Origin of the sequence: Sporocytophaga sp., from assembly GCF_017745095.1 — a bacterium.
Lineage (GTDB): Bacteria > Bacteroidota > Bacteroidia > Cytophagales > Cytophagaceae > Sporocytophaga.
On the sequence record NZ_JAGHZZ010000006.1, the window covers coordinates 131064 to 146716 of the forward strand.

A 15653-nucleotide genomic window follows, 5' to 3' on the forward strand; every position below is an offset into this window, starting at 1 on the left:
ATAGATAGAAAAATTATTTTTTTTAAAAAGTATATTGCTATATATTTGTAAAAAAAAAAACTTTTTTATTATTTTTAAGTATAAATACAATAAAGTAATAAGAAACTGTTATTTTATTTTTTACTCAGACTATATAACTAATGTCAAAATATAGTAACAAAGAACTTTTCAAGATCATAGAGGACGGGTTCCTCAAATCACTTGAAGATGTTTTAAAATCAGTAGACACCAAAACCCTAAAAAAAGTGAAAAAAGTAGTTAAAGCCGCTGCTAAAAAAGTAGCAAAGAAAGCCGCTTCTAAGAAAGCAGCTTCTAAAAAAGCCGCTTCTAAGAAAGCAGCTTCTAAAAAAGTAGCATCTAAGAAAGCAGCTTCTAAAAAAGCAGCTTCTAAGAAAGTAGCTTCTAAAAAAGCAGCTTCTAAAAAAGCAGCTTCTAAGAAAGTAGCTTCTAAAAAAGGAGCTTCTAAGAAAGCAGCTTCTAAGAAGACTGCAGCTAAGAAAGCAGCTGCAAAACAATAAGGAGCTTAATCTTAAAAAATAAAAAGACATCAGAGATGATGTCTTTTTTATTTTATACCTGCATCACATTTACTAAATGTAATTCTGTCTTCTCTGAAGAGATCTTTAATTATCTATATTTCTTAAGAAAAAATTAACTGCGTTGGAGCATCATCCTGATGTTTAACTTTTACTTTAACCTTATAGAGGTCATACAGGGTTTCACTCGTTATAGCAACATCCGGTGGCCCCTGCATCACTATCTTTCCATTCTTCATTAATATCAGATTATCGGCAAACTGAGCTGCTAAGTTTAGATCATGTACTACTCCTACAATAACCAGGTTCGGTCTTAATATCTCACGAAGCTTGGTCATAAAATGCCATTGATAATAAATGTCAAGATAGGTAAGTGGTTCATCCAGAATAAGGTATTTTACAGAAGAATCTTCTGACAATAAGTCGATCTGAGACATAACTCGTACAAATTGGACTCTCTGTTTTTCTCCTCCACTTAAGGTATGATAGTTTCTTTCTGCCAATTCATAAAGCTCAAAGAACTTCATTAGCTCTTCGCAAACTTGGAAGTCCCTCTTGGTAGCTTTGCTATGAAAATGAGGATACCTACCCATCATTACCACATCCCACACTTTTAAAGAAAAAGGCAACTCTATCTGCTGAGACAAAACTGCCCTCATTTTTGCAAGATCGTTGTTGACATAAGTCTTCAATGCTTGATTTCCAATACTTACTTCTCCTGTTGTTGGCTTTATAAACCCTGAAAATATTTTGACTAAAGTAGACTTGCCAGCGCCATTAGGCCCCAATATTAAGTTCAATTTACCCGACTCCAGGCTTAAAGAAACATCTTGTAAAATTTTTTTACCTGCTGCTTCGTAACTTACATTATGAACTTTCAACATAATTAGAAGAAGTATTGATTTCTTTTTTTTAATAAGTATAAAAAAATAGGAACTCCAACAAATGAAGTAACTACCCCTATTGGGAGTTCAGCCGGAGCAAGTAAAAGTCTTGCGATAAGGTCAGCACTTGTAAGTAAAATTGCACCCATCATTGCACTACCAATTATAAGATACCTGTTATCTGACCCTATCAAAATTCTAATTAGATGAGGAGCGATTAATCCGACAAAACCGATGACTCCGACAAAAGCTGTAGTCACTGCTACCAGAAGGACATTCAAAGCCATAACATTTTTCTTAAGCATTGTGATGTTTGCGCCCAGCATTAAGGCATCTTCTTCACCCAACATTAGAGCATTCAAGGCTTTTGAATAACGAAGGGCTATTAAAAAACATAATCCACAAATAGCACTAACAACCCATACTGCACTCCAACTCGCTCCAGATAAAGTTCCAAGATTCCAAAATGTAACAGACCTTGCCTGTGGATCTCTTGCAATGTATGATAAGAAACCAACCCCACTCATAAACAAAGAGTTAATTGCGATACCGGTAAGTAATAAAACAACCACAGAAGATTTAGCCATCTCATTCGAATTGGCAAACATCATTACTAAAAGTGTCGCAATTATTCCCCCTATACAAGCAGCTATGGACAAGGTCCATTCTCCTGCATTGATTTCCATTGATGATCCAAGTACAAGGTATAACGCTGCTCCAAAAGCTGCGCCGCTTGAAGTACCAATCAGCCCAGGTTCAACAATTGGATTACGAAATAACGCCTGCATCAATACTCCGGCAATTGCCAGCGACGCTCCTGTCGCAATGCAAAGAATGGCTCTTGGGAATCTTATTTGAAGAAATATATTTTCCCTCAAACTAAGTGTTGCTTCTTCTGATTTAATCCACTTTTGAATTGAACTTAAGATTTCGATCCAAGAGATATTCACTGCTCCAAACCTTACAGAAGTCATTGCCAGCATGATTAGAATCAACAGAAGAAATAAAAATACTGGTCTGTGTTGCTGATCAAATCTATTCATCAGGATGAATTAACTTTTTCATTTTTAGAACATTTTCACCTGTACGAGGACCAAAATAAACTAGATCATGCTCTTCGAATCTGTATATTTTATTGTTTTTTGCGGCCTTTGTAGTTGCAATACCTGGAAGTTCCTTGATCTTCTCGGGAGTACCTAAACGATCGTATCCGAAGTCAGTAAGCAGAATAATATCAGGATTTGCATCAGCTATAATTTCCGCCGAAATATTTTGCATACCTTTTCCTCCTGTTATAGGTATTCTTCCCCCAGCCCACGTAACCATTTGAGCGGCATTGCTTAGCTTGGTCATCACCAGGTAAACATTCGAAGCTCTTCCATAATGAATAATGACAACATTGGGTGTATCCACAATTGGCTTTTCATCCTTTAGAGCTGCATTCAAGTCATTTTCAATTTTTCTACAGAGTGAATCAGCTTGAATTTCCTTATGAAAGTAAGCGCCCATTTCCTTAATCAAAGTTTTTGTTTCTTCAATGTCTTTGGCTTTTGAAAACGTTTTCATAGGAATCTGTAGTTTTTCCATTTGAGACATGACATGCTCAGGACCAACATTGTTATCATGAATGATCAACGTTGGCTGGGCTGCAATCATTCCTTCTGCACTTAATGCTCGGTGGTAGCCAACTGTAGGAAGGCTTTTTATTTCAGCGGGATAGGTACTTGAAACATCTACAGCAATAAGATTTTCTTGAGCCCCTAATGCGTAAATAATCTCACTATATTGTTTGGCAATACAAACAATACGCTCCTTTTTCCCTTCAATTTTTGCTTCATTTCCAAAACGTCCGCAAGAAAAGAGAACCAATAAAACTAAAACTGGTAAAATCAGTTGCTTCATATTTTATATCAATTATAAGAGGCATCCATAAAATGAATGCCTCGTTTTGAATTTATCAGAATGAATAATTAAGATTTAAGCCTCCGAAGTAATTGATTTTATAAGGGGCTGGAAGATAAGCGTCAGGTAATTGATTGAGGAAAATCATATAATAGTACTGTGTACTTGTAATATTATTAGCTCCAATATAGACTCCAACATTCAAATGGTCGAAAAATTTATGTTGATATCCTACTTTTGCATTCAACAAACTATAACCTGAAGTTTTATTTTTCCCATCAGAAGTAAAAGGCATCTGATCTCTGTATGAATAATTTATATTACCATAAACTCCATATTTTGTAAGAAAATCAATTCCTGCATTTAAAGTAACCGGAGGAACACCTGCCACTGCGTTTCCGCTATAATCAACAGTTACCAAGCTATCCTTGTTAGCTTTGGTTTTCGCTACAGATTGATATTTGATATTATCATACTTAAAATGAGAATAAGTAAAATTAGCAAATGGACGGATTGAAGTAAAGGTACTATTCTTTGACCTATATGCTGTATACATGAGTGTTACTTCTAGGCCTTTATTGTTAAGGCTTCCGCTATTTACTAGATAGGTGTATAGAGTGGCAGTATTTGCCGGGTTTTGAACCGCAACAGTTGTCATTTTATTGGAAAATACAGTGTTAAAAGCAGCTATTTGGAACTGCAATCTTTCGTCCAGTAAATTTCCTTTGGAACCAATTTCATATTGAGTTCCTATTTCAGGTTTCAATCCGAGGTTTAACTCTCCAGTTGTTGGTATATAAAAATAAGAGCTAACAGGAGCTTTGTATCCCTTGGTAAAGGAAGCATAAACAGAAAGTTGTTTGCTAAACACCTTATTAACAGCAAACCTAGGAGAAACCATGTCTATGTACGAAGCCTTGTATGAGGTCGGTACATGTTTCACTTTCGTATTTGACGGATTATTATTTGCAACAAGATAATTTCTGTCATCCAGTTTTATATTCATGGTACTCCAGCCCAGACCAGCAGTCAATGATACATCATGTGGTAAAGTCAGTGTCCATTCTGAAAATATGGATGAAGTCGAAGTTACTGTTGACTGATTGCTTCTTTGCGCTCCTATAATGTTATATCCTTTCAGATTAAAACTATCCGCAACCATTCCATAACCGATGGTTTGAGCTTGCTGACTTTGAAATTCAATTCCGGTAATTCCTGATAAACTGAATTTACTACCAAGCGAAAATCTGGTATCTAAGGTAGAACGTAATCCATAATTTACAGGTCTTTTATCGGTCCATCCACCTGCTGAACTAGCATTGCTATTTAACCCCGAACCAAAAACTGCAGTATTATTAGTAATATTTCTGTTTATCTTATAGGTATGTCCGATGCCAGCTCTGAAGCTTATTATTTCCGAATGAGCATTATTTTTAATATAAACCTGATTCCCGGAATAGTCTTTATTTTTGTATTGAGCAATAGTAAGCTCTCCACCTCTTTCATCGTAACTATTGCTATATCCAAAGTATGTAGTTATTGCCTGTCTCGCATTAATATTAAAATCTCCCATTACATTAACAAAATCCTTATGAGAAGCAGTATGCGCCATGAACCCATCCGATTTTTGCTTACCATAATTGATCATTAAAGAAGATTTCTCTCCTCCTATTTCAAGCGTGGTCGTATACCTTTGCAATCCATAGCTCCCTATCATAGCATTCTGGCTGACAGACGTTTTTCCTTTCTCTGCTTTTCTAGTTTGAAGGTTTACCACTCCTGCAATTGCCAATCCATATAAAGATCCGGAAGGACCTTTGATAACTTCCACATTGCTCACTGATCCAAAGTCAATATCATCCATGAGCGTGATTCCTTCTGCATCAGTAATTGGAATATTATTAAGGTAAACCTTGGATCCTTGAGTATCAAAATTGCTATTTATTCCATTAGTTCCCCGTGCGCCATTGCCATATCCTCTAATATTGAATTGTTGACCTGCAGATACTGTCCTTCGTTCCATATATACTCCCGGTACATTAGTATTAATGGCATCATCAAGAAAAAGTCCTGTGCCTCTTTTCAATTCTATTTCACTTAATTTAACTATAGATTGAGGCTGATTCAGAATGGCTTTATTAGAATTGGAAGTTGCTGAAATTTCAATTTCTTCCAAATGTGAAGCTGACTGAATCAATTCAATTAGAACTTCGCGACAACCAACTACATTTAACTGATAATCTTCATAACCGATATAAGATGCAATAATCTTAAGAGAGTCATTGCACGCAATTTCAAATTGCCCCTGCTCATCAGTCATAGTTGCAGTTTGGCCTTTAACAAAAATATTTGCTCCGGATAAAGGAGACTTAGTTTGTTTATCTATTACTTTTCCTTTTAACATTTCTTGCCCTAAAGACATAGAAATAGTAGCCCAAAGGAAAAGATTTAAGAGTAAAAATCTTTTCATTATTGAGTGATGTTTAATTTTTAATAGAATTACTGATGTTACAAATAATATCTTTTATTGAGGTACATATAATAAAAGATTCATTAGGATTTAAACTCCGGAGGTACAAATGGAGCGTTCACAATCATCAGCTGATAATGAAAGATATAGTCAATATTGAATTTATAATGTTTTAAAAAAATTCTATCTTCTAAGCCAATTTCCAAAACCTGTATTAACTTTTTAACAGCATATTTACCATAAAAATTATGCTTTTTCTTTTGCCCAGACTTTCCAAAGAAATTACTAATACATTTCTCAACTTCTCTTTCAATCCAGGTTTCATTTATATCTTGAAAACACAAAAATACAATACTGTCTTTATTGATCTCTGATGAAACAACATCATACATCATTCCATTGTGTAAAAATTCCTTTGACTTATTCCAGCCTGAGGTAAAGTTATCTTTTTTTACAGCAATGCACACGAATGGTTCACTATTGCTTTCAATTGCAGAGATTGCATCTTCTTTGGCTTCAAATCTCCTGTTCTCCCAATACAGATATCCGACTAATTCGGCAAACGAAAAAGAAAATAGAATAACGAATATGACAAGAGCTCTCACCTTTGAGTTTAGAAAAACTGTTTATAAAACCAAACCCCTATTATCTATGGGACTTATTTATAGTAGTCGAAAGTAAAAGATTCTATAGAAATACATGGTAACAAAAGATACATTAGGATTTAAAATCCTATGAGATTAATTGTGTATTTATAATCACCAGCTGATAATGAAAGATATAGTCAATATTGAATTTATAATGTTTTAAAAAAAATTTATCATCTAAACCAATATTAAAAATCTGACAATATAAAGTAAGGTTATCTTTTTCAATGCAATACTTACATATGGGGCAGTATTGTCAAATCTTCCGTTTCCGAGCAAATCTGCAAAATAGAAAAGGAAATAAAATAACGATTTGAAAATGGCTTTCACCTTTGAGTTATGAAAGACTGTTTATAAATAAAATCCCCTAATTACTTATGGAGTCTTATAGGTAATTAGGGGAGCATCTTTATTTTTTCAATACTTTAATTGTATTCAACTCTTCATTTATCTCAACCTGAACGAAATAAACTCCGGATGGAAGTTCTTCAGGGACAGAAATTATATATTGAAATGGAGAAGCAATCAGAGTAGCATCTTCAACAGTTTTACCATCATTGCTTATAAGCTTTACTGATTGAATCTTGTTTTGTGATTTTATATTTAGCTTGTCTATAAATGGACTTGGGAATACTTCAATATTTCCTTTTCGATTTAATTTTGCTAAAGAAGTTATAATAGCATCTGCATATAATGCAGACGGAGGGATCACTGTCTTTGCTATTTTCGATGATTCATAACTGACTGTAAGTATCTGACCATTATCATATTCAAAATATTCTAAAGTAAATTCATGAACACCTTTTTTTAATCCTATATAACCACTTTGCTCTGCAGTTGTGTGTAAACCATCATTATTGGCAACCATTGTATTACCGATAAAAAATCTACTTCCATCGTCACTGCTTATATAGAATGTATATTCTCCATCTTCGGGCACTTCAATAAATCCTGTATATCTTATAGCATAATGATCCGCAGGTAAGCCACCTATGTTCAGATTGATCTGATTTATTCGGTCTGCTTGAGATGAATTTCCTAATGTAGTAAAATCAGGAATTACGCTTCCCCCATAGTCGGGATAAAGATTATAGTTTACCCCATTCATTACAGAGACTGGATTTTCCGGGGTTCTGAGAGGTACAATTCTGAATAGGGATGATGTAGGGATTATTCTTTTTGTCAACATAGGGCCTGAATAACTCACTTCAAGTCCAATACCACCTGTTCCCTGGAAATACTCTAATGCAATGGCATGCTTTCCTTTTTTAAGTCCTATACTTCCCTGAACTTCAATCATACCGTGGATTCCGTCATTTGTAATGATAGCAGTATTTCCTATATACAACTTTGATCCGTCATCTGAATTTGAATAAAACGTATATATACCATCTGTAGGAATATCAATATATCCCACATATTTGACAGCTATATTGGATGTTGCTCTTTGTGGTAAGCTCAGGTCAAACTGATTGATACGGCCGGATTTATTTACAACAAGCGAGTTAAAATCAGGCAATGTAGTATAAGATCCTGTATAATATTTGTAATCTAATCCATTAACTGCAAAACCTGTCGGATTTTCAGGATCACGCAGCGAAGGCATGTAAAGAACGCTCGAAGGAATGATTTGCTTTGAAATACCAGGACCACTGTAACTTACCTCAAGACCGTCTCCATTATTTCTTTCAAAGTATTCAAGTGAAATAACATGCTTTCCTTTTTTAAGGAGAATACTCCCTGATTGCTCAGTCATACCATGTATACCATCATTTACAACGATCAGTTGATTTCCTATATAAAGTTTTGTCCCATCATCTGAATTTGTGTAGAAGGTATATTCTCCATCTGAGGGTACATCAATATAACCATAGTATTTTACCGCAAAACTATCTGGAGTATGTGTAAAAGACGTACTGAATGTGCCAATTACTCCGCCCTTCCAGAGAGGGGTCTCCTGAGAAAAGTCAGGAAGCATATCGTAACCTTTCTGATAATAATCAAAGTTCAGTCCACTTACTACATTAAGCGGGTTTTCAGGTTCTCGGTACACTTTTATATCTGAATAAAGATCACATTCCCATACCCCTCTTCCCCATGTTCCTACTCTTACTTTCTTTGCTCCGTAAGCAATGCTGATATCATTGACCTCTGTATTCGGAAGTCCTTGTCCATAATAGATCCACTGACTTAATGAAGCATTTTTATAAAATACACCAATTGGTGATCCAACATATAATCCTTCATTGGTACCTTTTTCATAGGCAATACAAATTGCATTTACATCATTGGGGAAATTAAGGGTGATATTTGTCCAACTGTCTCCACCATTGATTGACTTGTAAACGCGTTTACCGTTTCCTCCATTTGTGGTTATATAAACTGTCTTAGCATCTGTTGGACTTACGGAAATTCTTGTTATATCTCCGGCTGGACTGGCTTTTTTAGTCCAGTTAGCTCCTGTATCAAAGGTTCGATAAAAATTACTTCCGTTAGAAGTATATATTGTTTTGCCATCATTAGGGGCTATTGTTATGTGTTGCAAATTAGCACCTCCAGTAAGGTTAGTACTTATTTTAGTCCAGGAGTCACCGCGATTAGTACTTCTGAGAACATCCTGATAACCTGCAACTAGAATTTGCGGATTGGTGAAGTCTATTTCAAATGGTGTAGCCCAATCGCCACCAACAGCTCCGGCATTTCTTAAAGCATCAGTCAATGCAACGGTATTATTCCATGCATTAGTAGTTTTCACAATACCATCACCATTAATATAGGATGCATATTGAATATTTTCATTGGTTGGATCAATGATACTCATGGTTGCATCGCCTCCTGCAGTATTTCGCCAGCTTCCGTTAGAAAGCCTGGCATTCCCGCCATTGTCCTGCGTAGCACCAGAGACCATCAAATTATTGGTTTGAGCTGATGAAATACGATAATACATTGTAATCACCAAGCCATTAGAGAGGTTTGTCCATTTCTTAGTTGATTCATTAAATTTATAGACACCACCATCATTACAAAAAACTAATTCAGCAAGATTAGAAGGATTGTGCGTGGCTCCATGAAAATCTGCGTGTACCTCAGTTCTTACCGCATCATTGCCACAACACCAATTAGTAATTTCGGTCCAGGTATTTCCACCATCTTTGGATTGTTTCATCGTAACCGCAGCACCATACATTATATTTTTATCTACCTGAGAGACATAAAAAATATCTGCATCCGGCATTGTATTCGATTTGTAGGTAAAAGAATTACCTCTGTCATTTGAAACATATAAGTCTTTTGTAGATCCGTCTGTCTTAAAAACAGCAGCTACAAACTCCTTATCAGAAGCGGAAACTGCGATCCAAATTCTTGTTTTGGTTTTCCCCAAACTGGTTACCCTCGTCCATGTGATACCACCATCAACAGAACGTAAGATTTCACTTCCATTATAGTAATCATCGGATGCTGCATATATTGTATTTCCATCTCCGGGACGAAATACAACCTCTCCATGTTCTCCTGTCCTGACAACAGTCCAGGTTGTTCCACCATTGGTTGTTCTATAAAGACCTTTATTGGTTGCAGCCAAAATGACTTGCGAATTGGAAGGACTTATTGCCATTTTCTTTACATTAATACCATTTGCCCTCGTACCTGTCAGACCAGTAGCAGCCCATGTAAGACCGCCATCTGTAGACTTATAAACTCCCAATCCAGGAAGCCACCACTCCCCGGTTCCACCAATATTTACATAAACTATATTGGCATCTTGATTATCTACAAGCACAGTTCCACAAAATAATTGAGGTAAACCATCACCTACCGGAGTGTAGGATGTTCCACCATTAGTAGTTTTCCAAATACCACCACCAACAGTAGTGACATAATAAATACTTGGGTTACCAGGAAACACTGCTACCGACCTTGCCTGTCCTAAGCCCCAATAGCCTCCGCTATTAGTTTTCATCCCGATGCTTGTCCACTGAGCTGTTGCATTCTTAGATCGCTTGATGTGACCTTGCATCCGCTTATAAACTTCAAATGATTTTAAGGGATCAGGAAAACTTCCATCCGGATCAACTCTGGCTCTCCAGAACCATTCCCATCTTTTATATCTATGGTATTCGTTGTCTTCTTCTCTTCCACCCATTATATTTTCAGAAGCAAATGAATCTCTGGAAAAAATATCATCTTTTTCTCTAAGCTTCTTTCGTCTGAAATACCGATCTGCTCTTTTTTGTATTTTATGGAAATTAGGTTTTCGCATTTCCATAAATTCAGGCATCTCTTCATTTTCCTCTTCTTCATTTTGAGAAAAAGAATAATTGGAAGAAAGCACAACAAGGATAAAGATAAGTAGAAGGTTTTGTAGAGTTAATTTCATATTATCTATCATGTTTAATACTACCAAATTGAATAGTGAAAGTAAACAATTTGTAATTATACATAGATATACTTGGATATTTTATTGAGATTTAAAATTTGAATCAAAGGGTTTAAAAATCGAATCAAATTATCCTCACCATGATTACAGTTTGCTAAAACATGAAACTGTAATCTAAAAAAATGATTTAAAGTTAATTTGAAGTCTACTTTCTCAAAGGGAGTAATAACAAAATCGATTAGATAAAACTACCTCAAGACAATGCGGGAGTCTTAAATTTGAATAAAAATTAAAAAAGGTAGCTTTCAAAATAAAAAACCGGAGGGTTACTCCGGTTCTTGTTAATTTCTTTTATTTAACTCGTCACGAATACGAGCAGCTTTTTCGTAATCTTCTTTCATTAAAGCCTCATCAAGCATAACTTTTAGCTGATCAGATGAAGTATCTTTAATTTGATCAGAAAGATTTTTCGGTTCTGCTTTTTTCGTTTCTTCCTTCTTTTCTTTTTCTGGTTTTACACCTGATTCTTCTTCACTAAGGTCGCTAAGAACAATTCCAGCTTCAGAAAGAATATTTTCATAAGTATAGATAGGAACTTCGAATCGCAAGCCTATGGCAATAGCATCAGAAGGTCTGGCATCTATCTCAATTGATTTAATACCATCGGTACAAACTATTTTAGCAAAGAAAACTCCTTCCTTTAGGTCTGAGATTACGATTTCATCAACTGTGAAATTAAATCCGAGTGCAAACGATTTAAAGAGATCATGCGTCATTGGTCTGTTGGGCACAATCTTTTCAATTTCTATGGCAATCGCTTGTGCTTCAAACATACCGATTATAATTGGTAACCGTCTGTTACCACTTTCTTCACCTAATACTAATGCAAAAGAGCCAGATTGAGACTGGCTCGAAGAGAGACCTAATATTTCTAACTTGATCTTATCCACTTTTTTTTATTTTAATGCCTTGGCAGCTTCAATTAATTTAGGCACTACCTCGAAAACATCGCCCACAATACCATAATCTGCTGCTTTGAAAAACGGCGCTTCAGGATCTTTGTTAACCACGACGATCACTTTTGAGGAATTCACACCTGCAAGATGCTGAATTGCTCCCGAGATTCCTAATGCAATATACAAATTTGGACTTACCTTTACACCTGTTTGACCAACATGTTCATGGTGAGGTCTCCAGTCAAGATCAGATACTGGCTTGGAACAACCTGTTGCCGCTCCCAGAGCTTTTGCAAGGTCTATCACCAGGTTCCAGTTTTCAGGACCTTTCAGGCCTCTTCCTCCGGATACAACTATATCAGCTTCAGTTAATAAAACATCACCGGTTGCCTTTTGAGTTTCCTTTATCTGTACTTTGAAATCGCTATCAGCTAATTGAGGATCAAAAGCCTCAACTGTAGCAGAGCCACTACCCTCTATGGCTGAAAATGCATTTTTTGATATTGTAATTACTTTCTTAGGTGATGTTAAATCATAAAAAGCAAAAGCTTTACCGGTATAAATCGATTTTTTTACTTTAAATCCGGAAGAAAGATCGGGAAGATCAACAACGTTAGTTACAATTCCTGCTCCAAGCTTAAGTGCTAATCTGGAAGCAATTGCATCTACTACAGAAGATCTAGAAAGGATAATAGTATCTGCATTTTCCTTTTTTGCAGCTTCAGCGATTACAGAAGCATATGGCATGGGTAAAGGCTGAGAAAGCTTATCATTTTTGCAGGATAAAACTTTTGAAGCACCGAATTTACCCAGTGAGTTTATTTGGTCATCGGAATAATTTCCAATAACTAATGCGACTGCCTGTGTATTGATTTTTTTGGCAAGAGCTGAAGCATATCCTACAGCCTCTAGAGAAGATTTTTTTATCTCTCCACCTGCGCCTTCTACAAAAACTAAAACTGACATATATAAATTTAGTTAATGATTTAAAAATTAGATTTTATTTAATTAAAGAACTTTTGCTTCGTTTTTCAACAAATCAAAAAGCTTTTCAGGAGTTGATGCATCAATCATTTTGCAAGCACCTTTGGGAGCGGGCAATTCATAATTCAGCAACTTTATATTATCAGTTACACTAGCAGGTTCAACAACTTTCAAGGGTTTTGTCCGTGCAGACATAATTCCTCTCATATTTGGAATCTTCCATTCTGCGATAGGCTCCTGGCAGCCAGCAACCAAAGGAAGAGACGCCTCAACAATTTCTTTTCCTCCTTCAATCTCCCTAGACATTACAGCCTTTCCGCCCTCAACGTCCAGTTTCATAACTGGAGATACTGAAGGGATTCCGAGCAATTCTCCAACTAAACCATGGACAAGACCACTATTATAATCAATAGATTCTCTTCCCATTAGTATTAAATCGTAATTTTCAGATTTAGCAATAGCCGCTATCTGACTTGCAACATAGAACGCGTCTTTTGGAAATGCATTGACTCTGATTGCATCATCAGCACCTATTGCCAGAGCTTTTCTTATGGTAGGCTCTGTATCGGCTTCCCCTACATTCAAAACTGTAACAGTACCTCCGGCAGCTTCTTTCAGCTCTATAGCTCTTGATAGGGCATATTCATCATATGGTCCTATTATAAACTGAATGCCCGAAGTATTTAATTTTGTATTGTTATCTGTGAATGATATTTTGGAAGTGGTGTCCGGAACGTTACTGATACAAACTAATATCTTCATAAAAATATGTTTAATTCGTTCTAATAAACTATAAATTTGCGATGAAGTTACATATTTCACCAATAAAAATAAAAATTAATGAATATTTCAAGGCTTGAATTACTCTTGCAATATTATAAGGAAGACCCAAACGATCCATTTACCATATATGCATTAGCTACAGAGTATCTCAAAAGTGATGTTCAAAAATCAGTAAATTATTTTTCTATCCTTCTGGACAATCATGAGGATTACACAGGGACTTATTATCATGCTGCCAACCTATTCTTTAAATTAGGTCAATTTGAAAAGGCCGAAGAGATTTATAAGAAAGGCTTGGAAATTACCCTTAAAGCTAAGGATATGAAAGCTAATCAGGAATTGAGATCTGCTTACAATCAGTTTCTGGACGAGATTTCAGAAGACTAAAAAAATAGCCGGCACTCCAAAGGACCGGCTATTTTTCTATATTCGTCGGGGTGGCGGGATTTGAACCCACGACCCCTTGCACCCCATACAAGTACGCTACCAGGCTGCGCTACACCCCGAATATTTTTTTGCAAAGATAGATAAAAATATCACTGAACAAAAGAGTATCCTGACTACAGAAATATCAGATAGGAACTATTTTTTTTGATTACCGGTTTAGTCTAGTATCCAACAATTAATGATTATTCATCAAAAATTAAAAGCTATGAAAAAACTGTTTGTAATGGCAGCAGCTGCAATGATTTCTCTATCTTCTGCATCTTCACTTATGGCTGCTGACAATCACATCAGCCTTGCTGGTCCTGGAAAAGAAGTTAAGAAACTGAAAAAAGAGCGTAAAAAACTAAGACACCAGGATGATATGTATAGCGACAAAATAAAACTTGAAAAGAAAAAGAGTAAGCTCGCTAAACAAGAAAAGCAATTCAAGAAAAAATATAAGTAATTTTAATGCCTGTTTAATCAGGCATTTTTTATTTTTAGCCAGAATTTAATTTTTAAAAATCGATTGTTAGATATGACATTTACCAGAATTATAATTTCCTCGCTTTTACTTTGCTCATTTGCCTGTTCAGGTTCAAAAAAGTTAATGTATAACACAGTGGAGTTTGGCAGTGGAGGCGGATTTACTGGTATGGAAAAAACTTATGGCTTTACTGAGGATGGAGAAATCTACTCGACAGAAGGCTTTCATGAAAGCAAGTCTCAGGAAAAAATCGGAACACTGAATAAAAATGATATTAAGAATATTAATAAAGAGCTTAGAAAGGTAAAGGTTGAATCATTAAAATATAATAAACCCGGAAATCTTTTTCATTTTATAGAAATTGAGAAAGATGGAAAAACATACAGATTTGTATGGGGAAGCGGTAGCAAAGATGCACCTTCAGAAATAAAGGAACTCTATTCTTATCTAATGCAACAAATCTCTTCTTATACAAAGAAGGAATAATAATGATTAAAATATCGGAATAAGTATTTTTGTTTAAATGAGAAGATTATTTTTCACAAATGATTAAATAATGCGGATACCATAAAGTTCTAATATATTTTGAACTTTGAATTTTTAATCCATTTCTTTCAAGAAGGTTCTGGGCTTCGGCAGCTCCGATCTCATTCCCAATTTCTTTGGAAAGTACCAGATCGTGTAACTTATTAAATAAAACCAGAATCTTTTGAGAAGCATCAATATCTTTGAAAATAAGCTTAGCTCCAGGCTTCATAATATCATAAATCCTTCTCACAAATTCTTTCTGATTTTCCTTTGGTACATGATGAAAAACATCAATTAAAAATATGTAATCATATTCTCTAATTTCTTCAGGTAAGTTTATTCCATCAAACTTGCTTAGAAAGAATGGTACATTATATGGCTTTAATAGGTCAATTGCATTTTTAACCAATCCTTCAGCAATTTCGATGCCTCCAATTTTTGCAGGAGCGTTATATTCTGCTACCAAAGTCAAAAACATTCCTGATCCGCATCCAATATCAAAGACTTTCTTTTCTTTCTCAATTAACATTAATAGTTCGTCAAAAGGACAAATGTAAGGCCTGTAGGCGATCTTCAATGTATCAATAAAATTTGTTTGAGGGAGATTGGCTTTGAGTTTTTGTGAAAGTTCCTTATTTGAGTACATGAAATCAGAAAATGATAAATTTTATA

General features: G+C 35.4%; 14 protein-coding genes and 1 tRNA gene. 4 read left to right on the forward strand and 11 right to left on the reverse strand.

The genetic code is table 11. From position 1 onward, the window contains the following. The first annotated feature begins 245 nt into the window (after nucleotides 1–245). Nucleotides 246–518: a hypothetical protein gene (locus J7604_RS10935; RefSeq protein ID WP_293895514.1), complete on the forward strand. Its 273-nt coding sequence runs from the start codon at nucleotides 246–248 to the stop codon at nucleotides 516–518. A gap of 122 nt (nucleotides 519–640) precedes the next feature. Here J7604_RS10935 and J7604_RS10940 read toward each other — a convergent pair whose 3' ends face one another. From J7604_RS10940 to J7604_RS10980, 9 genes are all read right to left on the reverse strand, one after another. Further along, entirely contained in the window at nucleotides 641–1420 is a 780-nt protein-coding gene (locus J7604_RS10940; protein WP_293895517.1) for a heme ABC transporter ATP-binding protein, read from the reverse strand. Nucleotides 1421–1422: 2 nt separating this feature from the next. After that, entirely contained in the window at nucleotides 1423–2463 is a 1041-nt protein-coding gene (locus tag J7604_RS10945; RefSeq protein WP_293895520.1) for an iron ABC transporter permease, read from the reverse strand. Continuing rightward, nucleotides 2456–3322, reverse strand: a complete 867-nt coding sequence (locus tag J7604_RS10950; protein WP_293895523.1) for a hemin ABC transporter substrate-binding protein — start codon at nucleotides 3320–3322, stop codon at nucleotides 2456–2458. Before J7604_RS10950 ends, J7604_RS10945 begins: the two co-directional genes overlap by 8 nt. Before the next feature lie 55 nt (nucleotides 3323–3377). Further along, a complete protein-coding gene (locus tag J7604_RS10955; RefSeq protein ID WP_293895526.1) occupies nucleotides 3378–5792 on the reverse strand; it encodes a TonB-dependent receptor in 2415 nt (804 codons plus the stop codon). Between the two features lie 83 nt (nucleotides 5793–5875). Further along, nucleotides 5876–6397: a hypothetical protein gene (locus J7604_RS10960; RefSeq protein WP_293895529.1), complete on the reverse strand. Its 522-nt coding sequence runs from the start codon at nucleotides 6395–6397 to the stop codon at nucleotides 5876–5878. Nucleotides 6398–6848: 451 nt separating this feature from the next. Further along, nucleotides 6849–10817, reverse strand: coding sequence for a PA14 domain-containing protein (locus J7604_RS10965; RefSeq protein ID WP_293895532.1), 3969 nt, complete (start codon nucleotides 10815–10817; stop codon nucleotides 6849–6851). Between the two features lie 341 nt (nucleotides 10818–11158). Further along, nucleotides 11159–11767, reverse strand: coding sequence for a bifunctional nuclease family protein (locus J7604_RS10970; protein ID WP_293895535.1), 609 nt, complete (start codon nucleotides 11765–11767; stop codon nucleotides 11159–11161). 6 nt (nucleotides 11768–11773) lie between these two features. Then, the gene (locus J7604_RS10975; RefSeq protein ID WP_293895538.1) at nucleotides 11774–12739 is read right to left on the reverse strand and encodes an electron transfer flavoprotein subunit alpha/FixB family protein; all 966 of its coding nucleotides are present in this window, start codon (nucleotides 12737–12739) and stop codon (nucleotides 11774–11776) included. 42 nt (nucleotides 12740–12781) lie between these two features. After that, the gene (locus J7604_RS10980; protein ID WP_293895541.1) at nucleotides 12782–13519 is read right to left on the reverse strand and encodes an electron transfer flavoprotein subunit beta/FixA family protein; all 738 of its coding nucleotides are present in this window, start codon (nucleotides 13517–13519) and stop codon (nucleotides 12782–12784) included. A 78-nt stretch (nucleotides 13520–13597) separates the two neighbouring features. On the opposite strand from J7604_RS10980, the gene J7604_RS10985 reads away from it, so the two are divergent. Then, entirely contained in the window at nucleotides 13598–13927 is a 330-nt protein-coding gene (locus J7604_RS10985; protein WP_293895544.1) for a tetratricopeptide repeat protein, read from the forward strand. A 45-nt stretch (nucleotides 13928–13972) separates the two neighbouring features. On the opposite strand, the gene J7604_RS10990 is transcribed toward J7604_RS10985, so the two are convergent. Further along, nucleotides 13973–14046 (reverse strand) — tRNA-Pro (locus J7604_RS10990). Nucleotides 14047–14192: 146 nt separating this feature from the next. Here J7604_RS10990 and J7604_RS10995 point away from each other — a divergent pair. Both J7604_RS10995 and J7604_RS11000 read left to right on the forward strand, forming a co-directional pair. Next, on the forward strand, nucleotides 14193–14432 hold the full coding sequence (locus J7604_RS10995) for a hypothetical protein (RefSeq protein ID WP_293895547.1): 240 nt from the start codon (nucleotides 14193–14195) through the stop codon (nucleotides 14430–14432). A 72-nt stretch (nucleotides 14433–14504) separates the two neighbouring features. After that, nucleotides 14505–14939: a hypothetical protein gene (locus J7604_RS11000; protein ID WP_293895550.1), complete on the forward strand. Its 435-nt coding sequence runs from the start codon at nucleotides 14505–14507 to the stop codon at nucleotides 14937–14939. Between the two features lie 46 nt (nucleotides 14940–14985). On the opposite strand, the gene J7604_RS11005 is transcribed toward J7604_RS11000, so the two are convergent. Then, nucleotides 14986–15627 (reverse strand): class I SAM-dependent methyltransferase, encoded by a 642-nt coding sequence (locus tag J7604_RS11005; RefSeq protein WP_293895553.1) that lies wholly within the window; start codon nucleotides 15625–15627, stop codon nucleotides 14986–14988. Between the last annotated feature and the right edge of the window lie 26 nt (nucleotides 15628–15653).